Consider the following 19410-nt stretch of genomic DNA (forward strand, 5'->3'; position numbering starts at 1 on the left):
CGATTAGATTAATACCATTCTGCTTAATTAAGTAGTCTATTTTGAGGCAATAAAACCGCGTTGATAACAAGGCAAAAATTTAGTTATTTAGTTGTTCTAAATCAGAAATTTTTAACGCAGGTAGCGACTGGTTTAATCACTCTAAATGATTAAGTATTTTTGCAAAATGGTATAACCCCACTATAGAGCAGCAAAAGGCGAATTACTCGCCAATTGTTTTTATACAACCCATAAGAGAAACTGATACATCATGGATATTGATGCCTTACGAACTTTTTGTGCTTTTGTAGACACGGGCAGTTTTACCCGCGCAGCCGCACAGATTTGCCGAACCCAATCTGCGGTAAGTATGCAGATGAAAAAACTAGAACAAGACACAGGGAGTTCTTTATTTGAGAAGCAAGGACGCCAGTTAGTGCTTACCCAACAAGGTCATCAATTAGCAAGTTATGCAAAGCAGTTAATCAATCTTCACGATGAGGCCTTTAAGCAACTTCAAGCAGGCACTGGAAACCGTCGAATTCGTATTGGCTGCCCTGATGATTACGCCCATTCAATTTTACCGCGACTCGTGAATTCACTGCGCACGTTAAATACTGCGCTGGATATACAAATTAGCTGCGCACCTAGCAGTGAGTTAAGGGCTAAGCTTGACCAAGGTCAACTTGATTTAGTGATTGCGACCCGTTCACCGAACTCAGAGGAAGGTTACCTAATACAATCAAGCCAAGGAGTGTGGGTGAAAAGTCCGTCTTTTAAATTAAACCCTGCAACCCCCTTACCACTGGCCTTATTTCAACGCGACTGTAAATTTCACCAAGCCAGCATCGAAGGTCTACTGAAAGCAGAGCGACACTTTAATATTATCGCCTGCTGCGGCTCTGTGGGGGCTTTACATGGTTTAATTGAGCAAAATCTCGCAATAGGGAGCATGGCACGCATTAGTATGCAAAAGAGCGTAGAAGAAATCACCGATGAAACACTCCCCCTCTTACCAGTGATTGATATAGTGCTTTTGCATGGTAATCATGCTCATAACCCCGTCAGCCTTGAGCAACTTAAGTCTCTGATAGAACATATTAAAGTAGTTTGACTAATTTGCGCGTACGTTTAGGGTCGGTTAAGTATAAAAACTCATTCAAATCGTGTGACGCATTAATCAGCATATGCTGTTTTGGGGCTGTTAATTGCCAACTTTCAATATCAGATGAAACTAAATCAATCGTTTGATATTTGATACTATGCGGCTGTTCTAAGGTGATAGCTAATTGCTGCTTTTCAACTGCAATTCCAATAATTTCATCTTGTTGAGACTGCCATATTAACTCAATATCACCGTCAGAATTTACGCGAAAAACTTCATTACTATTTGAAAAATAAATCTGGTCTTTATCATCTAAGTCCATACCGTAGCAACTCAAGCGTTTACCAGAACCAGAAAATGGCGTCAGCGATAGATCATTTAAATCAAACTTAGCTGGGTGAAATGTAACCCCATCTTTTGCGCGGTAAGAGACTAAAATGGATTCTTCATTATGATACATTTCGCGTAAATAAAATGAGTGATGAGGATGTGGAATAGCTTCATAGGTCCCACTGACAATATCAATTTTATATAAGGTATCTTTGCTTGCAGTGAATACTTGCTGACCATTTTTATGCCATACAGTACCAAACAGCTCTTCGTTATCTGGATTTGCGAAGACTAATTTCTGTTTTTCATTTTCATACAAAAATAATTGTTTTAGTCCAAAGCGATGTGACTCAAATACAAATTTTGTTGAATCAGGTGAAAACACTGGCAGAAAGTCAACCGAGGAAGTATCCACCCGCTTTGTAAGTGTATTTGGATCTGTTCGTGTTTGACTGACAATATCAACATCCACATTCACTAATTCCATTAAAATTGACTCAGCAGATGAAGTGTACTGGGCATCGCGAATTATTTGATAATTATTAAACGGAATAAGCTGCAGCTCACCTTCAAGACCTAAACTTATAAGTTGGTTACGTTGGCTTATTAATAACGCTTGATTGTTTGGATGCCAACTCAAACCTTGAATACCGTTTTCTATTACTGCAATGGTTTTCACTGTATTACTAGCAAGCTCAAGCACATCGATACGGTATTTATTTTGTCCTGCCTCAAAACCTAACGCGACTTTACTACCATCATTTGATAACGCATGAACAAGTAACCAATCTTGCTCAGAAGCCGCTAGTAAGCGCTTTTTTTGTTTACTGTTTATATCCAGTGAAACCAGTTGGGTGTCATTACTTTGTTTATTTTTCTCGATAAAATAGAGTACTTCTCCAGCTCCCCAATAAATATGATGGCTCGTCAGTGTCGTCTCGGTAAAGCGATTGACAGTCGTTTTCTCACGTGCCACAAATGACGATAAATCAAGCGATAAAGTTTGGAGTGACTGATTATGCTCACTCGCTTCGACAAACGCCAACGCATTGTCTTGTGAAGACCACCCTAAGGCAAAATAACTTGCAGCAAACTTCGTGAGCCTTGCTTCTCGACCTGTAGCTAATTCCTTTAACCAGATATGTTGGTTGCCTTTATCACCTCGAACAAAGGCTAAGTGGTTACCATTATGCGATAAAGATAAATTAGATTCATTCAGTTCGCTTGACGTCAGTGGCATTAATTGACTAAAACTTGGATGCGCTTGCTTATCAGCAATCATTTGCCAAACTACAACGCCTGTAAAAACGAGTACCACGAGTAGCAACGGCAACCATTGCGTTTTTGCTTTAGTTGCTTTAGTTGATTGGCTCAATTCAACCTGCTCCAAGCTATAACCCCGTTTTGGATGAGTAATTATAAATTGAGGGTTCTTGGCATCTTCTTTTAAGGCTTTTCGTAATAACGCAATACAACGCTGTACTGAGCTTGGATTAAATATTGAATTAGGCCAAACCGCAGCGAAGATCATTTCTTGGCTTACGACCTTCCCCTGATGAATATAAAGGGTATGTAATACATCCATGACTTTGGGCTCGACAACTTGCTCATATTCTTGCGATGAAATTAAACATCTGCTTTCATCAATCACAAATTTACCGACTCGATAACTCGCCACTTACTGCTCCAATAAATATTGACGAATCAAAGGTTAAGGTTTTCTTAAGAGAAACTCAAGCATTACTCCATTGTGGCTTTACTCAAACTCATAGATTGTTTTTTCATCTTTCAATAGGTAACAAAAACAATGTATAAACTTTTATCAATCGCCACTATTTTCATCAGTGCTTTTTTACTTTTTCAAATTCAGCCTCTGCTCTCAAAGCAACTTTTACCTCACTTTGGTGGAGGTGCCTCTGTCTGGTCAGCCAGCTTAGTGTTTTATCAAACAATGCTATTGCTTGGTTATTTTTATGCACACTATATCAGTCGGTACACGATTACATTACAAGTAGTTACTCACCTGTTATTGGTTATCATTGCAACACTGGTTATTTACTTACAAAACGAAATTTTTCACTTCACTGATTGGCCTCCAACTCTCGCTGTATTTGTGCATTTATTGCGAGAAATAGGCCCTATTTTTATGCTACTTAGCGCAACCAGTGTGCTTTTACAGCGTTGGTATATCCAAGCCTTTGCAAGACATGTTCCGTACCATTGGTATTCTATTTCAAACCTAGGCTCTTTAATGGCGTTAATGAGTTACCCATTTATATTTGAATTACTGTTTTCGCTAGAGCAGCAAAAGTCATATTGGCTTTTTGGGCTACTCTGCTACTGTGCCTTATTACTATTAATAATGGCGTTTTTGCTAAAAAAAGACCTTAAAGTAGCCCGAAAAGCTCAGTTAGCGAATCGTGCAAAGCTATCACAAGGAAAATCAATCTGGATTATTTTGAGTGCCTTAAGTACCGCGATGTTAGTGTCAACAACACATATGATCAGTACTAATATTCCACCAATGCCATTACTTTGGTCCTTGCCACTGGTGATTTACTTACTCACTTTTAGTTATACGTTTGCCAATAAAGTAAATTATCAGCGTTATGTGTGGGCGTATACGTTTGTATTTGCAGTGTTTGCTGGACTGTTAATGTTTTATTTTGGCAGCCAATTTAGCGCACTAGCTCAACTCATTATGTATTGCGCTATCTTATTAACCGCCTGCATGGTGTGTCATGGTGAACTAAGAAGTACAGCCCCTGATAACGCTCAATTAACCACTTTTTACTTTTATATTGCCCTAGGAGGTGTGCTAGGTTCACTTAGCAGTACCATGATTGCTCCTTTACTTTTCGTGCAACTTGATGAGTATCTACTGGGGTTAGCTGTTATTTTTAGCTTTATTTGCTATTGCCAATTTAAAACCCAAACAGGTAATAAACACATTAAGTACACCCTCGTTGCAACCGCTGTTGTATGGCTCTCATGCTATTGTTTCTTAGCCGTAAACTTTAATCAGTATAATGTTGCTACGAGCCGCAATTTTTACGGTTACCTCACAGTAAAAGATATTCATACCAATACAATAAAAGAAAGGCGCTTAATAGATGGCACAACCATCCATGGCGCAGAGCCACTTGATAATAATCAATTCCTTGGTCAAAGTTATTATCATCAACATACGGGTGTTGCTAAATCTCTCACGATTTTAAAACAACAGGGCGCATTAAACATAGGTGTCATTGGTTTAGGAGCTGGTGTACTCGCAAAGTTTGTGGGTCAAGGTGACCGCCTCCATTTTTTTGAACTCAATCCTGCAGTGCATGACATGGCAAAGAATTATTTTTCTTATTTAAATAGCAGTAAAGCCAATGTGAGAGTAACCATAGGTGATGGTCGAATTGCGCTTCAAAAAAATCATCAAGAAACATTTGATGTGTTAATCATTGATGCTTTTTCAAGTGATGTTATTCCCGCGCACTTACTCACTCGAGAAGCTATGTCGCTCTATTGGCAAAGACTCAATGAGAATGGCGTGCTGATCGTGCATATTTCCAATAACCACATCGATTTATTGCCCGTATTACAAGCCCACAGCCAGCATTTTGATAAAACGTTAATAAAGTACAGCTATCAAGGGCGTGGCTTAAAACCTCTGGGCTCTGACTGGGTGGTATTAACCAGTAATCACACTTTTTTAAATGATGTTTCTATTAGTGACTTATCGCCTATAAAGCACTACGGGAATTATCAACTTGCAGAATGGACTGATCAAAAAAACAGCTTATTGCCTCTGTTAAAATTTTAAATTAAAACACAAAAAAGCGCGATGGCTTGAAAGCTATCGCGCTCATTACTTTTTCTAAATAGATACTTTTAGATTGAGCCTTTGATTGGCCCGTGCTCGTGGCTAACATGGGGGTTTTGGCCACGCTGGCGTAATAAATGGTCCATTAAGGTAATCGCCATCATCGCCTCGGCGATGGGGATTGCACGAATACCCACACACGGGTCGTGACGACCTTTGGTGATCATTTCAACGGCTTCGTTGCTAGTATTTATACTGTTACCCGGAATCGTAATACTTGACGTTGGTTTAAGCGCGATAGACGCAATAATATCTTGTCCTGTCGAGATACCCGCAAGCACTCCCCCCGCGTGATTTGATGTAAAACCATCTGGGGTCAGCTCATCACGGTGCTCTGAGCCTTTTTGCTCAACGACATCAAAGCCATCACCAATCTCAACACCTTTTACCGCGTTGATGCTCATTAGTGAGTGCGCAAGCTCAGCATCAAGACGATCAAATACTGGCTCACCTAAGCCAACAGGCACATTCTTAGCGACTACTTTCACTTTAGCGCCTACCGAATCACCCTGCTTTTTAAGCTCACGCATGTACTCATCAAGCGCGTCTAATTTACTGGTATCGGGGAAGAAAAACGCATTGTTTTCTACTTCATCCCAGTTATAGTTTTCGGCTTTAATAGGCCCAAGCTGACTTAAACATGCACGTACTTCAATACCATGAAATTGCTTTAAATATTTTTTAGCAATCGCTCCTGCCGCCACTCGAATCGCGGTTTCTCGAGCTGATGAGCGACCACCGCCACGATAATCGCGGATACCGTATTTATGCCAGTAGGTGTAATCACCATGACCTGGGCGAAATACGTCAGCGATTTTACCGTAGTCTTTTGAACGTTGATCGGTGTTTTCAATCAGTAAACCAATACTTGTGCCTGTGGTTTTACCTTCAAATACACCTGAAAGAATTTTGACTTCGTCACTTTCACGGCGCTGTGTTGTATAACGACTTTGCCCTGGTTTACGACGATCTAAGTCAATTTGTAAATCGGCCTCACTAATTTCGAGGCCTGCTGGTGTGCCATCAACAACGCCGCCTAATGCAACGCCGTGGCTCTCACCAAAGGTGGACACCTTAAATAACTGTCCTATGCTATTACCTGCCATTAACTTTCCTCATTCCTGGCTACTGAGACCGAGCCCTAAGGCTCGGCTTTTAAATTCGCTATTAATCGGCGAAATAATTAACAAGCTGTTGTTTGCTTATCACAAATACGCCTAAGCCACCTTGTTCGAATTCAATCCATTCAAACGGCGCGCCTGGGTACAGTGCATCCATATGTACCATAGAGTTACCAACTTCGACAAATAACAAACCGTTATCAGTTAGATGCTCTGCTGCTTCAGCTAAAATGGTACGAGTGACGTCAAGGCCATCATGGCCCGATGCTAAACCAAGCTCTGGCTCATGGTGGAATTCGCGCGGTAAGTCGGCCATGTCTTCAGCATCAACATAAGGCGGGTTGGCAACGATCAGGTCATATTTTTGTCCTGGCACACCGCTAAATACGTCTGACTGAATAGGTAATACACGCTCATTAAGCATGTAATCACTAATATTAATATCAGCAACTTCTAAGGCTTCATACGAAATATCGACGGCATCAACTTGCGCGTCTTCAAAAGCTTGTGCAAGCGCAATGGCGATACATGCAGAGCCTGTGCATAAATCAAGAATGCGGGTTACCGACTCAGGCTCTTCAAGCCAAGGAGCAAACCGGTTGTTAATTAGCTCAGCAAAAGGTGAACGCGGAATCAATACACGCTCATCAACATAAAATGGCATGCCGGCAAACCAGGCAATATTTGTTAAATAAGGCACTGGCGTGCAATCGTTAATACGTTCAGCGATTAATGCAGCTAAACGATTTTTTTCAGTGCTCGTTAAACGCGCATGCATTAGCTCTTTAGGTGCATCAACAGGTAAACTTAGTGCTGGTAGCAATAAGCTGACAGCTTCATCCCATGCGTTATCTGTGCCGTGGCCAAAGAAAATACCACTGCTCGCGAATTGACTGGTTGTCCAACGTAACCAATCGTGCAACGTTGAAAGTTCAGCAATTGCCTCGTCTAAAATTGCGTCTTCTATTTGGAAATGGTTCATGTATGTTCCTTAACTTTCAAAGTCTGTTCTGACGCGTATTGTACCGTCTTTTCAATTGCTTTTTACTCGATTTTTAGCGTTTTTTTGTTTAGACTGCCGCCATGAAAAAAGATCCCCACGACAACAATCACATCAGCACTGACGATATAGACTTATTTCGTCAGAGTATCAGTGGTGCCAAAGCATTTAAACAAGACACTATCCGATTTACTAACAAGCCTAAAGTGTCACAAGCGAAGCAATTTTCCCAGCAAAAAAAGCAACATCAGTCAGAATTTTTCTTTTCAGACGAATATGTGCCAGATATTGATACGCACGGCACTGTAAGCTATGTCAAACCAGGACATGATTCCTACTTGGCAAAACAACTGCGTCGTGGTGACTACGTACCTGAGCTAACCCTTGATTTACATGGGTTAAATAAAGAACTTGCCAAAGATGAGCTTGCAGGACTGATTCACGAATGTAAAAAACAACATTACTACTGCGCGTGTATCGTGCATGGGATTGGTGAGCGTATTTTAAAACACAAAGTACCGCAGTATTTAGTGCAACATCCCGATGTTATTGCTATGCACCAAGCCCCGCTTGAATTTGGCGGTAAAGGCGCAGTACTTATTTTAATTAACCTTCCACAAAGTGACGAATTCCGACGTTAACGTCACTTTTAATAAGGCCACAAGTGCATATTTTTTCGATCATCTTTCCACTGATTTTTATCGTGCTAAGTGGCTACATTAGTAGTCGTAGCCGATTTTTATCGAAAGAACACATCGCAGGCCTCAGTAAATTTACTTTTTATATTAGCGTTCCTGCATTTTTATTTGTCAATATGGCGCAAGCAGATTTACATAGTAGCGTTAGTATTGCTGGATTTTTAAGCTTTTATATTCCTGTATTAGCAATCTACGCACTCGGGTATTTGCTTGATCGCTATGTAATTTATAAGCAATCAGCCGCATCTCGCCATGCCGTGTTTGCGCTTGGTAGTAGCTACTCTAATACCGTACTAGTCGGGCTACCAATTATTATCGCCGCACTTGGGCAGCAAATGGTTGGGATTGTGTTTATGATCATTACCTTTCACAGCGCTTTACTGTTTACACTGACTTTTCTATTGAGTGCAAAATCGCAGCAAACCTTTTCATGGCGAGCCTTCGCGAAAAATATGTTACTGAATCCTGTGGTTCTAAGTATAAGCAGCGGCCTTGCGATTAACTTATTGGGTGTAACGCTTTATCACGATTTGGTGAATGGTTTGAGCTTACTTGCCAAGCCAGCTATTGCCTGCGCACTGTTTGTGTTAGGCGCAAATTTAGCGTTTTATAAGGTGGCAGATAACTGGCAAGCATCCCTTATCGCAACCATCATTAAGCTCGTAGTCTTACCGTGTAGTGTGTACTTTTTTGCAACTCAGGTTTTCAACCTTGAACACTCTTTGATGACTGTACTGGTATTGCTCAGTGCGTCGCCATTAGGAGTGAATGCGTATTTAATAGCTAACCAAATAAAACAACATCAAGCAACGCTCGCAAGTGCTGTCGTCATATCAACCACACTGAGCGTTATAAGTTTTACTGTTTGGTTAAGCATCCTTCTAAACTAGTCCATGTCTAACTCTCGTTATTATTACACTACTAGAATCAACTGGGGAAAGCCCTTTACTCCTCGCTAATTGCATTTTCAGCATCGTTTAATACTGCATCTACTACACTAAAAGTAAACAAAAAGAGTAAATAATATTAATTAAATGTTAAAATTCCATATGAATTGTTCTTATGTGCTTCTGACTGATTGATAACTACAAATAGAAAAACCAATAAATTCAAAGCTTACTTCTCTCAAGTACGCCTAATTAGCTGGAGTTGCAAAGGATGCATTACGAAATTTTTGGTGTGATATATACAAATAAACTTAATCATATGAGCGAGTTATACACTTTTTATGAAGAGTATAAAATTGAAATACTGGCTAGATTACCGTTTTTCCTTTCCGAACTAGTTGAGTCATTTACTGCCAAGGAATTCTATGAATTTATTGGAGAATACGGTGGTAGAAAGATTTATTTAGGTAAACATAAATCTAAATTAGAGGAAAACCTAGCGATACAGCTAACTGATGCGCGCTATGAAAAGCTATGTTCTTTAGCTGATTCATCAGGTTATATTGAAATTCCAAATCGCTGGGGAATATTTAGTCTCCTACGGAAAATCGCATACGAAGATTCAATAAAAAATGGTATGGACAATGACGAACTGATCAGATTGTTTGGTATAAGCCAACGGACAATTTCGACGGTCCGAAAACGAATCGCCATTTCAAAACAGTCATAAGATCAGCTCCTATTAATTTATTTTCCTTTAGTGCCTATAACTGTTGTAACACAGTCAGTCACTAACGGAATATAAAAAATGATTAAATTTAGATCGCTAATCCACGAGCTACATTCAAGCATTAAACAAGCCACAAATGAAGTTGAAGCTCAGGGCATAAAGCACATCAATAAGTTTTTTGAAATAATTGAAATTCCTACCAGTAACACGACTGATCTTGATGATGAGTCTATTCAAAAAATTAAAAGCTTTATTGATTCTGATGATACTGAATCAGCTATCAATATTTTAAAAAATCACAATGAGAATCTAACTTCGAATAGTGAAGTTAAACGGGTATTAAAGCCAAAAACAATGCAAATGGCATTTCCTGATAAAGACCAAAATGGTCCTAAAATTAGTTATGTCGATGTCCCACTAATCACACTTACACCTATCAGCTCCACCCGAGTCCAAGAAGTCAATATTAAAGCCAGCCTCGAAGTTACTGCTAACGATCAGAATGAATTATTTGTCGCATTTCCAGCACAGTCGAGTGGCAATATTTTCTCAAAATCAAAAGAGAAACATAACGCCAATGTGGAAATCGAAATCAAGCTTCAAGGAGATGAAACTCCTGAAGGCCTTCAAAAACTCATTGAAGGTTACGAGCGTTCACTAAGAGCGCAAATCCCCGGATAAATGAATACTTATAAAAGGATAGTATTATGGAAAATGCATTAGTAAGTATGGCACAACAGTTTTCTGGACTACCAATGAAGTCGCTGATTGGGGCTCCTTTAAACGCAGCAGCAGATGCCAACGCAAATATGGCAATATCACAGACCCGCTTTTTGCTTGAAACCTGTTTTCAACCTGTAAGTGAGGCCGATAAAGACACAGGTATCCGAAAGCCTATTATGGTTAAACTTGAAGTAACGCGACCTGTTATTGACGAAAATACAGGGGAAGCAAAAGACCCAGCAACTTCAGTATTGAACCTGCCGTTATTAACTATTTTACCGTTAAATTCGTTAGCCGTTAAAAATGTTGATGTGAACTTTGAGATGGAAGTTAAAAGCTCCTACTCACACGATACTGAGGCAACGAGTAGCTCCAGCAATGAAGCTGGTGCCAAAGTGACAGCTGGGTTTAATTACATGGGCTTCACAGCATCCGTTGAAGGATCAATAAAATCAACAAGTGAATCTGCATCATCCGATAAAGAACACTATGAGAAATCTAATTCAGCAAAGTACACAGTAGCAGTCAATGCTGGACAACTGCCTCTTCCAGAAGGCGTGACGACAATTATTCAAGCTTATACCGCTGCAATTCAGCCAATTATGGTTACGGATAGTAGCGATAAGGAAAAGAAATAATCACTGCTAGCGCCTTAACATTAAGGCGCTACTTACAAAGGAAATATTATGCTGCTCATTAATACCATCAACTGTCCGCATTGTCATAGCGCAAAGATCACGATTCAACTAGATGCACTATGCCAAGGCCAGCGGTTTAGTTGTCACCTTTGTAACACTGTTATCAGTTTAGCTGCCGAAGATAGAGCGCAATTGCAAAGTGTGAATAAAAGCTTGCGAGAAAACTCTGCCTTAGGCCAGTGCAAAAGTGACTATGCAACATTTAGCTAATGGAGTTCAAACATGAAATATCTGACAATCAATCGACTAAAAAACATATTCGCTATGGCTGTATTATTGTTTTCTATAAATGGCTTTGGGGCATGTATACTTGAAGAAGGTGTGCAGTTTCCTGCTAAACATGGCAACGTTCAATTTTGGCAAAATTTAATCCGTAATTCGAGTGACACCTCATTAGCCATGTTTTGGGATAATAGTAACTGTGCTATTTCAAAAGGGCCCCACTACGGTGGTAATCCACCTCCAGGTGGCGATGGTTCAACTTTGCACATTACGGTTAAGGATAGTTTTCGAACTTGCCACGTCTTTAATCAAAAAGACAGCAACCTAAAAACATTGACTACCTGCACACCTTAGCGGTTTAACAACCGTCCTGTCCAAAAACCACATAACGTGTTACTGAATACAGTCCCTTATTAAACAATAAGGGACTCACTACAGCCCACCAGATACATCCACAAAACTGCCTGTGGTAAACGATGCATGCTCTGAGGCCAAAAAATAAATGGCTTTGGCGACCTCATCAGCCTCACCGCCTCGCCCGAGTGGTAATTTACTTTTTAAGCGGTCTACGCGATTAGCTTCACCACCATCACGGTGCATGTCAGTGTAAATTAAGCCGGGCCTTACAGCATTAACACGAATTCCCATACTGGCGACTTCTTTTGCAAGGCCTATGGTAAAGGTATCAAGTGCGCCTTTTGAGGCAGCATAATCTAAATACTCATTCGCTGAACCTGTCCGTGAAGCCCCCGATGACACATTAACAATACTGCCTTTGTGCATTCGCTTTATAGCTTCTCGCGCACATAAAAATGCCCCTGTCACATTACAGCTCAAAATAGCATTAATACGCGCCGCGTCCATTTCTAAAAGTGACATTTGTGGCTTCATCATCGCAGCATTGTTAACCAGTATATCTAAGCGTGACACCGTGCTATCAAGTGCAGCAAACATAGCCATTACTTGTTGCTCATCAGCCACATCTGCCTGAAAGGTGTGCGCTTTAACCCCTTGCTTTTCGATTTCTTTGGCAACTTGTTCGGCGCTTTGTTGGTCTGATTTATAGTTAATGCACACATCATAGCCATGCTTGGCAAATAGTTTAGCTGTTGCTGCGCCAATACCACGCCCACCACCAGTAATAAGCACAACGGGATTTGAACTCATGATGACTCCTTAAAAACTAACTGAAATTGCTCGCACACTAAGGGCATCTCAGGATGACGTGAATAAGCTGTGCCGTGTAATTCTCGCTGGTAGTATGGCCAATGCACTTGTTGCCAATAACGAAGGCTTTTATCGCCCTCGCCTTCTAACGCGGCATACGCTTCGGTAATTTGATTATAAGGGGTGATAACAACAGAGGTGGTTTCAATAATGCCAAGCGGCCGCCCTTGCCAGTTCGTAAAAATAGCCAAGTCACCAACCCGAGGGAGCGCCTCGTTATTAGCTTCAAACCAATACAGTGATGAGGTGGTCGCTCGCTTGACTCCTTGCAGAACAAGGTCAGCGCATTCATTGGCATCCACCTCATTATCACAAAAATGCCAAGCAGGCAAAGTACTAATTTGACGAGATGACTGCTGGTTAAAATCAGCAATCATCTTGTTGATTCGTTGCTCGTTACTTAACGGCTGCAACAACTGAAATCTCAACAAGTAGCGCGTCACGCGCCATTTTAGCTTCAACACAGGCACGCGCGGGGGCATGGCCTTCAGGTACCCATGCATCCCACACAGCATTCATATCGGCAAAGTATTCCATGCTTTTAAGATAGAGGGTGGCGCTTAACATATGCTCTTTGCTGCTACCGGCTTCAATTAGCAGAGTTTCAACTTTATCGAGCATAGTTTGCGTTTGTTCAGCAATGCCTTTTTCTGCATCAGCGCACACCTGCCCACATAAGTACACCGTGCCGTTATGCTTAACGATGCGGCTCATTCGCGCACCTGTTTGTAATCGTTCAATTGTCATAGTATGTATTAAATAGTTAACAGTGACAGTAATTTAACAGACATACTGCTATATTACGACGTTATTTGGCGAGTGAATACTTAAGTAGTGGCTTCGCTGTTTCGTTTCATCATATTCAATGACCGCTACAGCACCCGTATTAAAAATAGGCATATTACCAGGGCTCAATTGATCAACTAAATAACTCACGATCGGCATGTGAGCGACGACTAGCCAAGTATTACACTGTGGATGCATCGCGATTAACGTTTCTAAATAATCAGTAGCCACTTGTGGTACACCGTCGGGAGTAATGTCGCGACACGTTTCTTTGTAGAGTAACGGAATATTGTGTGTTGCATTCTCAGCCGTTTGCTGGGCACGTAAGTACGGACTTACCAACAAAGCGTCTGGTTTATAATGACATGCTAACCACTTCCCCATCCTACTGGCTTCTTGTTGACCCGTTGGCGTCAATTGTCTTGCTGCATCATCTGCTTGCATAGGCGTTGCTTCGCCATGGCGCATGATTAAGATTGTTTTCATAAAAAATCAACCAATTAAAGAATATAAAACAGTAGCCAGTTTGCTTGATTGTTAGCTATATTAGAATATCATCACAAGATAGATTAAACATCCGCTTATGATATTCAGGTAGATTTTCGTTGCTGTGCCTTTAGCGTTCCTGAGATTATCATCTGTTGTTAGGACATTAACGCATTCTTTCAGGAGAATCTTTTGAATATCAGCCGCAATGATAACAGAACATACCAGCCCCTAACACTGGACAATGGTCTAAAAGTGCTTTTAGTGCAAGACTTAGAGTCAACAAAATCAGCGGCTTCTATGGCTGTTAATGCGGGTCACTTCGACGATCCCCTTGATAGGCAAGGTCTGGCTCATTTTTTAGAGCATATGCTTTTTTTAGGGACTGATTTATATCCCGAGTCTGGTGCCTTTTCGAACTTTGTTTCACAATCAGGTGGCAGCACGAACGCCTGGACTGGCACCGAGCATTCTTGCTACTTTTTTGACATCAATAATCAACAGTTTTCAGATGCACTCGCGCAATTTAGTCGTTTTTTTATTGCCCCCTTACTCAGTCCAAAAGAAACCACCAAAGAGCGCAATGCAATTGACGCTGAATTTAAATTAAAAATTAAAGACGACGGACGCCGTATTTATCAAGCGCATAAAGAAACGGTAAACCCAGCACACCCTTTTGCTAAGTTTTCGGTGGGTAATCAACACACATTAGCAGACCGTGAGGGCTGTATTAGCGAAGAACTGCGCGCATTTTTCAACCGTCATTACCAAGCACAATGGATGACTTTAGTTATTTGCAGTAACGCCGATATTGCCACGATGACTGACTGGGTTAAGCAGTATTTTAGCGATATTAAAGGGCAAGCAAAGAGTAAAGAGATCATCGAGCCTCCCCTTTATCGCAAACAAGATTTGGGCAAAGTTTTACACATTGAACCGCACAAACATATGCAAAAGCTCATCATCAGTTTTGCTATGCCCAACATTGATGATTTTTATCGCCATAAAACGGTTAGTTTTATTGCTCACTTGCTTGGCTATGAGGGCAAGGGCTCGTTGTATTCAATTTTAAAAGAACAAGGTTGGATCAATGCTCTTTCTGCTGGTGGCGGTATTAATGGCAGTAACTTTAAAGATTTTAATATCAGCGTAGCTCTTACAGATGAAGGTATTGAATACTATGAAGATATTGTCGAAATGGTATTTGAGTATATCTGTTTAATTAATCAAAACTGCGCCAAACTTCCCAGGCTTTATCAAGATAAAAAGAACCTGTTACAAATTGCCTTTGATAACCAAGAAAAAGCACGCCTCATCGACTGGGTTAGTAATTTAAGCATTAACATGCAGCATTACGATGAAGAAAATTACGTACAAGGCGATTATTTAATGGAAGGCTTTAATCGTTGCGCCCATGAAATTGCGATGCAATGGTTAACCCCAGATAATATGCGATTGGTGCTCATTCACCCCGATGTTGAGCCAGAACATACTACCGCTTGGTACAATACACCTTATAAAATCGAAGATATATCGCCATGCTGGTTAGAAGCATTAAGTGAAATAAACACGCCCTTACCTGAAATGTGTCTGCCTTGCGCTAACCCTTATTTAACCAAAGAGGTTGAACTGTTACCGCTAGACACTCCCAAAAAAGCGCCTGAACTACTTGTGAAACAAGAAGGGTTTGATTTTTGGTTTAAGCAAGACGCGACTTTCCGCGTTGCTAAAGGGCATTTTTATTTAGCGATGGATTCTCACTACGCAATTAAAGACGTAAAACACATGGCGCTAACGCGCCTGTTTGCAGACCTTTTTATGGACAGTGTGGCAGAGCAGTTTTATCCAGCCGAACTGGCTGGGCTGAGCTATCATTTAACCTCGCATCAGGGTGGGCTTACACTGCACACCGCCGGTTTATCTTCAAGTCAGCTCACCTTAGTTAACGAATTACTCGAAGCACTGTTTAATGTCGATATTTGCGCAAAACGCTTTGCCGAGTATAAAAAACAGCTTGTTAGGCATTGGCGTAACAGTAATCAAAACAAACCCGTCAGTGAGCTATTCAGTATTTTAGGTGCGCAAATTATGCCGTGGAACCCTGAGCCCAATGCACTTGCTCAGGCGCTAAAAGATACCAGTTTCCACCAATTCAACTGCTTTAGAACTGAGTTTTTTAAAGCCTTGCATGTTGAGTCATTTTTACATGGCAATTGGCAGCGAAGCGATGCACTTAAATTTCAAAAGCAAATCGTTGATCACCTCGCTGGCAGTACCACTATTATCGATTTAACACGGCCACTAAACGATGTTACCGAAGTAGAACACCAACGTATCACACTCAATTGCAACGACCACGCGATGGTGCTTTATTACCAAGCATTAACCGATGACACCACAGAAAAAGTTAAAATGATGGTGCTTAATCATCTTATCAATCAAGACTACTTTAACGAGCTAAGAACAAAACAGCAGCTTGGCTATTTAGTGGGTGCTGGTTATGCCCCATTCAACACACGCGCTGGCATTGCGTTTTATGTGCAATCGCCTAAACACAACGCTGATGAGATACTCAAACGCCACCAGCAATTTATTAGTAATTTTGTCGCACAGATCCCCACTGTTGATGAGCAGCAATGGCTTCAAACAAAAGCGGGACTCGTCACACATATTGCAGAAAAAGACAAAAACTTACGACTTCGCTCACAACGTTTATGGCTGGCAATTGGTAACCGCGATACTGAGTTTAATATGCAGCAACAACTGATCGCTGAGCTTGATGCGCTGAGTCTTGAGGATATGCAGCAATATATTATTGAGATCTTTTCTGAAAATCGGCCTAGAATCGAACTTTTAAGTGAGCCAAAGCTCAAAAAACCAGCAAAAGCCAACCTTTTTTCTCATTCTCTTTGACTCGTTCGTGAGCTTAGATTAAATTATCTGGTGCGAATTAAGGTATTTCATTAATGATAAAAATAATAAAAATGATTTCTACTTTTTTAATAATGAGTATGGCGGATGTTTTTTCTGCTTCTGCAAGCCCGATAGAGCTTGAGCAAAGTACACTGTTGCTGATCCCAAGCACAATTATGATGCTCTTGCTGCCATATTTGCTATTTGTCATTTACAAACTAAAGCGTTCTCGACATCAGCTGCGAATCTCTGAACATCGACTAAAAAGTACCGTAGAAGGCAGTGGTGATACCCTATGGGACTGGAACATAAAAACGGGCGAAGTAATACGTATCAACGATAAATACACCACAGATACGAATAACGCCAACGGCTTCCCTCCTAATCGAGACCTTATTCACCCACATGATTTACCACACGTTGAAAATGCACTCAAAAGACATTTTGCAGAACACACTGCATTTTTCGAGGCTAGTTACCGAATTAAAGATAGTTTTGATCGCTGGCACTGGGTATTAGACCGTGGAAAAATTATCGAAAAAGATACCAATCTAAACCCCTTACGAATGACAGGCACTGTCAGAGATATTTCACAGCTAAAATCAACAGAAGCCCGTTTAAACCTATTTGCTAAATGTGTTGAATCGCTGACTGATGCAATTGCTATCTACGACAAAAACTTTAAGCTTGTTGATTTAAACCCGAGCTTTTTAACTCTGTTTGGCGGCAGCCGTGAACAGTATTTAAAGAAAGATTTTGCACTGCTTGGCTACGACCAAAGTTATGTCGACGAAATTAAAGCCACCGTAAAAGCCACCGAACATTGGCAACAAGAAGTCAAACTTAAAAATGCTCAACGTCAATTATTACCCATTGAAATTTCAATTGATGAAATTAAAAATGAGCATAATCAAATTTGTAATTACGTGGTTGTTTATTCTGATCAAACCGAGCGTAAAAAAGCGGAGTCTCAATTACATAACCTATCAAACAGAGACCGGACGACCGGCTTGCCTAACCGAAACTTATTTTTCACCAATTTAAAAAAACTCGCAAAGCAAGACAATCACCATGCTCTTTTAGTGTTTGACCTAGACAACTTTAAAAAAATTAATGACTCATTAGGTCATCAACTAGGTGACAGTCTCCTAGCAAAACTGGCAATGCGTTTAAATAAACTCACTCGCGAGAAAGATGTGTTTTATCGATTGGGTGGTGATGAATTTGCACTGGTTATGTCGGGCACTAACGACATTCATACCATCACACGGATGGCTAAACTATTTTTAGCCGCAATTGCCACCCCTTTTAATATGGCAGGCCATGAGCTGGTAATTACCTCAAGTGTCGGAATCGTGCTGTTTCCAGAAGACGGTAATACCCCCGAGCTATTGCTAAAAAATGCCGATACTGCGATGTATCACGCAAAGAAAAAAGGCAACAGCTACTTATTCTTTAATGACACAATGAACCGTGAGGCGGTAAAGCGCTTACAAATTGAAAACTTAATGCGCTACGGATTAAAAGAGGATCATTTCGAAGTCTATTACCAACCGAAAATGAATATTCACACCGGTAAACTCGATGGCATGGAAGCACTCGTCCGCTTTATCACTCCTAAAAAGGGGATTATAAGCCCGGGCGTCTTTATTCCGATTGCCGAAGAAACAGGGCAAATTATTGAAATTGGTGAAGTGGTCTTAAATAAAGCCTGTCGCGATGTGAAAAACTGGATAGATCAAGGCCTCTTTAATGGCCGTGTGGCGGTGAACTTATCCGCAAAGCAGTTTAGTTTACCCGACTTAACCACTCGCATTGATTTAATATTACAAAAGAACGAGTTGCCCTCTTATTTTCTCGAACTCGAAATTACCGAAGGCACCGTAATGGATGATCCGCAAGAAGCCATTGCAGTCATGCGCTCATTAAGTGCCAGAGGCATTCACTTAGCGATGGATGACTTTGGCACCGGTTATTCATCCCTCGCCTATCTAAAACAGTTTCCACTAAACACGCTTAAAGTTGATAAAGCATTTATTGATGATATGCAAACTGAGCGGGGTCGGAACATGGTTGACTCAATCGTTACGATCGCACACAACCTAGAGTTACATGTTGTTGCCGAAGGGGTTGAACAAGCTAAACAAGTAGATATGTTAAAAGAATTAAAGTGTCAAACGGTGCAAGGTTATTATTACTCAAAACCATTGTCACACCCTGAATTTACGGCATTTTTGAAAAGCCAACTCACTAAGTCAGCTCCAAGTTTAATCAGGAGTGTAAACGTTAATTAAGGGCGCCAACCACATGCCTGACGGCCAACATGGCGAACAAAAGCACGGTGGTAGTGCACATTAAACAAACACCAAGCAATGGGCCCAAGTACGCCCCCTAAAAACATCCAACGTTTTACAGGCATTCCCTTCGAAAGCGACTCTAAATACATCACCAATACAAATAAACAACTCAGTAGAATTAGCAGCACACAGCACCTCATTAAAAACAGCGCGCAGTGTATATAATTTAAGCACAGGTTTAAACCATGAAGCTGTAATAGCCACTATAAAGACGGGTTATATTCTATTACTATCAATTGCAAAGCGCTAAAAAATGCGTGAAATGATATACAGA

19 protein-coding genes are annotated in these 19410 nt (G+C 40.8%); 11 read left to right on the plus strand and 8 right to left on the minus strand.

All coding sequences use genetic code 11. The features are described from left to right. Positions 1–250 precede the first annotated feature (250 nt). The gene (locus ACSSVW_RS07565) at positions 251–1093 is read left to right on the plus strand and encodes a LysR family transcriptional regulator (RefSeq protein WP_278368775.1); all 843 of its coding nucleotides are present in this window, start codon (positions 251–253) and stop codon (positions 1091–1093) included. Here ACSSVW_RS07565 and ACSSVW_RS07570 read toward each other — a convergent pair. Next, on the minus strand, positions 1080–3092 hold the full coding sequence (locus ACSSVW_RS07570; RefSeq protein ID WP_454179089.1) for a winged helix-turn-helix domain-containing protein: 2013 nt from the start codon (positions 3090–3092) through the stop codon (positions 1080–1082). The two genes, ACSSVW_RS07565 and ACSSVW_RS07570, sit on opposite strands and share 14 nt — an antisense overlap. A gap of 129 nt (positions 3093–3221) precedes the next feature. Here ACSSVW_RS07570 and ACSSVW_RS07575 point away from each other — a divergent pair, with 129 nt between their 5' ends. Continuing rightward, a complete protein-coding gene (locus ACSSVW_RS07575) occupies positions 3222–5228 on the plus strand; it encodes a spermidine synthase (RefSeq protein WP_454179090.1) in 2007 nt (668 codons plus the stop codon). A 68-nt stretch (positions 5229–5296) separates the two neighbouring features. On the opposite strand, the gene aroC is transcribed toward ACSSVW_RS07575, so the two are convergent. Beyond that, a complete protein-coding gene (gene aroC, locus ACSSVW_RS07580; protein ID WP_036969935.1) occupies positions 5297–6394 on the minus strand; it encodes a chorismate synthase in 1098 nt (365 codons plus the stop codon). 61 nt (positions 6395–6455) lie between these two features. Beyond that, complete coding sequence (prmB, locus tag ACSSVW_RS07585; protein ID WP_065978781.1) at positions 6456–7391, minus strand: 50S ribosomal protein L3 N(5)-glutamine methyltransferase; 936 nt, start codon at positions 7389–7391, stop codon at positions 6456–6458. A gap of 101 nt (positions 7392–7492) precedes the next feature. On the opposite strand from prmB, the gene smrB reads away from it, so the two are divergent. From smrB to ACSSVW_RS07620, 7 genes are all read left to right on the plus strand, one after another. Next, entirely contained in the window at positions 7493–8050 is a 558-nt protein-coding gene (smrB, locus tag ACSSVW_RS07590) for an endonuclease SmrB (RefSeq protein WP_036969939.1), read from the plus strand. A 23-nt stretch (positions 8051–8073) separates the two neighbouring features. After that, positions 8074–8997: an AEC family transporter gene (locus ACSSVW_RS07595; RefSeq protein ID WP_454179091.1), complete on the plus strand. Its 924-nt coding sequence runs from the start codon at positions 8074–8076 to the stop codon at positions 8995–8997. A 268-nt stretch (positions 8998–9265) separates the two neighbouring features. Further along, a complete protein-coding gene (locus tag ACSSVW_RS07600) occupies positions 9266–9724 on the plus strand; it encodes a hypothetical protein (protein WP_454179092.1) in 459 nt (152 codons plus the stop codon). A gap of 78 nt (positions 9725–9802) precedes the next feature. Further along, positions 9803–10405, plus strand: a complete 603-nt coding sequence (locus ACSSVW_RS07605; RefSeq protein WP_454179093.1) for a DUF2589 domain-containing protein — start codon at positions 9803–9805, stop codon at positions 10403–10405. Between the two features lie 26 nt (positions 10406–10431). After that, positions 10432–11085 carry a DUF2589 domain-containing protein gene (locus ACSSVW_RS07610; RefSeq protein WP_454179094.1) on the plus strand — a complete coding sequence of 218 codons (654 nt, stop codon included), beginning with the start codon at positions 10432–10434 and terminating at the stop codon, positions 11083–11085. 48 nt (positions 11086–11133) lie between these two features. After that, entirely contained in the window at positions 11134–11355 is a 222-nt protein-coding gene (locus tag ACSSVW_RS07615; RefSeq protein WP_454179095.1) for a hypothetical protein, read from the plus strand. A 12-nt stretch (positions 11356–11367) separates the two neighbouring features. After that, positions 11368–11721, plus strand: coding sequence for a hypothetical protein (locus ACSSVW_RS07620; RefSeq protein ID WP_454179096.1), 354 nt, complete (start codon positions 11368–11370; stop codon positions 11719–11721). Between the two features lie 78 nt (positions 11722–11799). On the opposite strand, the gene ACSSVW_RS07625 is transcribed toward ACSSVW_RS07620, so the two are convergent. The 4 genes from ACSSVW_RS07625 to sixA are packed head-to-tail and all read right to left on the minus strand — an operon-like array spanning position 11800 to position 13866. After that, on the minus strand, positions 11800–12534 hold the full coding sequence (locus ACSSVW_RS07625) for an SDR family oxidoreductase (protein ID WP_065978779.1): 735 nt from the start codon (positions 12532–12534) through the stop codon (positions 11800–11802). Then, entirely contained in the window at positions 12531–12971 is a 441-nt protein-coding gene (locus ACSSVW_RS07630) for an ASCH domain-containing protein (protein WP_075593883.1), read from the minus strand. Before ACSSVW_RS07630 ends, ACSSVW_RS07625 begins: the two co-directional genes overlap by 4 nt. A gap of 19 nt (positions 12972–12990) precedes the next feature. Next, positions 12991–13341 carry a RidA family protein gene (locus tag ACSSVW_RS07635; protein WP_065978777.1) on the minus strand — a complete coding sequence of 117 codons (351 nt, stop codon included), beginning with the start codon at positions 13339–13341 and terminating at the stop codon, positions 12991–12993. A gap of 48 nt (positions 13342–13389) precedes the next feature. After that, entirely contained in the window at positions 13390–13866 is a 477-nt protein-coding gene (sixA, locus tag ACSSVW_RS07640; protein WP_454179097.1) for a phosphohistidine phosphatase SixA, read from the minus strand. A gap of 192 nt (positions 13867–14058) precedes the next feature. On the opposite strand from sixA, the gene ACSSVW_RS07645 reads away from it, so the two are divergent. Continuing rightward, positions 14059–16779, plus strand: coding sequence for an insulinase family protein (locus tag ACSSVW_RS07645; RefSeq protein ID WP_454179098.1), 2721 nt, complete (start codon positions 14059–14061; stop codon positions 16777–16779). Positions 16780–16955: 176 nt separating this feature from the next. Beyond that, entirely contained in the window at positions 16956–19073 is a 2118-nt protein-coding gene (locus ACSSVW_RS07650) for a putative bifunctional diguanylate cyclase/phosphodiesterase (protein ID WP_425312278.1), read from the plus strand. On the opposite strand, the gene ACSSVW_RS07655 is transcribed toward ACSSVW_RS07650, so the two are convergent. After that, on the minus strand, positions 19070–19264 hold the full coding sequence (locus ACSSVW_RS07655; RefSeq protein WP_454179099.1) for a hypothetical protein: 195 nt from the start codon (positions 19262–19264) through the stop codon (positions 19070–19072). The genes ACSSVW_RS07650 and ACSSVW_RS07655 overlap by 4 nt on opposite strands. Positions 19265–19410: the final 146 nt, after the last annotated feature.

The sequence above is a fragment of the Pseudoalteromonas sp. MBR-15 genome (genome assembly GCF_053628915.1).